Genomic DNA, 2,440 nt, shown 5'->3' on the forward strand with positions numbered 1-2,440 from the left:
GTATACACCGAAACTGTGCTGACCACATTGCGCGGCAGCGATATTGGCTTCGACCACGTCGTCGACGTAGACGAAATCCCGGGTCTGCATTCCGTCGCCGTAGATGATCGGCGGACGACGATCCAGCGCGGCCGCGCAGAAACGCAGCACGACACCGGCATCACCGTCGAGTGATTGCCGCGGACCGTAGACATTGCTGTATCGCAGGGCCACGACATCGATATTCGTGGTGTCGGCGAACCAGCGCCCGTATCGTTCGCCCGCCCATTTCGCCAACCCATAGGCCGACGGTGGATCGGGCGCGGTCGCCTCGGGTGTCGGGTAGTGCGCGGACTCGCCGTAGATCGCACCGCCGGTCGAACTCAACACCACGCGCCGCACCCCGGCGGCCACTGCGGCGGCCAGCACACTGACCACACCGACCACGTTCTGCTCGGCGTCTGTCACCGGATCCGCGATCGAATAATGGACGCTGACCTGCGCGGCGAGATGGAACACCACATCCGGATGAAACCGCTGCATGATCTCGCGGACGGTATCCGCCGATCGGACGTCCGCACTGACCAAGTTCGCGCCGCGGTGCAACGCCGACTCGAGATTTCGAACATTGCCGTGGCTGAGGTCGTCCACCACGAGCACTTCGGCGCCGCGTGCCACGAGCGCATCCGTCACATGCGAACCGACAAATCCGGCACCTCCGGTCACCAACGCACGCATCACTCAGGCCCCCTGAGAAGAAGTGGTCGAGAACCATCACGAGTGGATGGCTCGAGTTGTGAACGATGTTGTCCTACACGATATTTCGGAACATCTGCCGAACCCGACGGTCCAGTCACCGTAACACGCTGTTATCCAATGATGTTGCAACTCAACAGGTTTCAATATTGCGTTCGCAGTGCGAGTCGTGATGTGACGCCGGGTCGAGTATCGGACACAGCCGAGGAGGTGCCGGCGGCGAGGTGCCCGGCCGGCAGATGCGCTGCGGAATCAGAGGATCACCTGGCGCGGGCGCCCCGAACGGGACATAAGCGACTCAGCTCTCGTTCCCGTCTTGCTTTGCGCCACACTGTGTTTGGATCGAAACAATCGCATTACGCACTGCAGGTGGGTAATCGGTCGATCAACGACAGGAGCGATCTCATGCGCGGCACCGTCATCCACGCCCCCGGCGACATCCGCGTCGAACAGCTGCCCGACCCCCGGATCGAGGCATCGACCGATGCGATCATCCGCACCGTCGCGACCTGCGTGTGCGGGACGGACCTGTGGGTCTACCGCGGCATCGAGGCCGTCCACGAACCGCAACCGATGGGCCACGAGTACATCGGTGTCATCGAGGAGGTCGGTACAGAGGTGCGCACGCTCCGGCCCGGCCAGTTCGTCGTCGGCTCGTTCGCCACCTCCGACAACACCTGCCCGAACTGCCGCCACGGCTACCAATCCCGCTGTGTGCACCGCGCATTCCTGAGCACCTGCCAGGCCGAATACATCCGTATCCCGAATGCCGCGGGCACCCTCGTCGCGCTCGACGAGACCCCTGATCGCCGTCACCTCCCCAGCCTGCTCGCCCTCTCCGATGTGATGGGCACCGGCTGGTACGCCGCCATCGCCGCCGAAGTACACCCAGGGGCGACCGCAGCTGTGGTCGGCGACGGCGCGGTCGGGCTGTGCGCCGTGCTCGCCGCACGGGAACTGGGCGCCGAACGGATCATCGCGATGAGCAGGCATCCCGCACGACAAAAGCTCGCACGGGCGTTCGGCGCCACCGATATCGTCACCGAACGCGGCACGGAGGGCGTCGCGGTAATGCTGGAGCTCACCGGCGGCATCGGCGCGGACTCGGTGATGGAATGCGTCGGCACCGGCGAGTCGGTGACCCAGGCTCTGCGCTCGACCCGCGAGGGCGGGAATCTGGGCGTCGTCGGTATCCCCCATGCTGTCGAACTCGACAGTGCCGAGATCCTCGCGTCCGCAGTGGGTGTGCGCGGCGGCGCGGCCCCCGTGCGCCGGTTCCTTCCCGATCTCATCGACCGCGTCCGCACCGACCGCATCGACCCCGGCCGAGTCTTCGACCTCGTGCTCCCCCTGGACCGGATCGCCGAGGGCTACCGCGCGATGAACGAACGCCGAGCCGTCAAAGCCCTACTACTACCGTAATTTTGGGCGCGTCGGATCCCGCACGACCAAGGTCGGTGGCCGTCAACCGAGCCGGCAGCTCACCGCCGCGGCCAGGGCCGCCATAGTGAGTCCCGGCAACGCCGCGACAGGCCCCGGCGCGTAGTCGCGCGCTGCCTTTCGGCGACCGATATTGCCGTGGGGCGCGGGAAGCATTCCCGCCCCCCCCCCGGCGCCCGTTGGCGGTCGCCCCCCCAAAAATTGGCGTTTGCGAAAAAGAAAAACCCCAGCGGCGGTGGCCGTGGTGTTTAAAAAAAAAAGAGCA

The 2,440-nt window shown here is 65.5% G+C and carries 3 protein-coding genes; 1 reads left to right on the plus strand and 2 read right to left on the minus strand.

Annotated features, from left to right (window positions below; genetic code table 11):
- Positions 1-717, minus strand: a 717-nt coding sequence (locus ACFWF3_RS32195; RefSeq protein ID WP_379317591.1) for an NAD-dependent epimerase/dehydratase family protein, incomplete at its 3' end; no start/stop codon positions are given.
- A 423-nt stretch (positions 718-1,140) separates the two neighbouring features.
- Between ACFWF3_RS32195 and ACFWF3_RS32200 the strand changes: the two genes are divergently transcribed.
- Entirely contained in the window at positions 1,141-2,157 is a 1,017-nt protein-coding gene (locus ACFWF3_RS32200; RefSeq protein WP_379317593.1) for a zinc-dependent alcohol dehydrogenase family protein, read from the plus strand.
- Between the two features lie 42 nt (positions 2,158-2,199).
- Here the strand turns inward: ACFWF3_RS32200 and ACFWF3_RS32205 are convergent, their stop codons facing one another.
- Positions 2,200-2,331: a hypothetical protein gene (locus ACFWF3_RS32205; RefSeq protein ID WP_379317595.1), complete on the minus strand. Its 132-nt coding sequence runs from the start codon at positions 2,329-2,331 to the stop codon at positions 2,200-2,202.
- Between the last annotated feature and the right edge of the window lie 109 nt (positions 2,332-2,440).

The organism is Nocardia sp. NPDC060220 (assembly GCF_042727815.1).
Taxonomy (GTDB): domain Bacteria; phylum Actinomycetota; class Actinomycetes; order Mycobacteriales; family Mycobacteriaceae; genus Nocardia.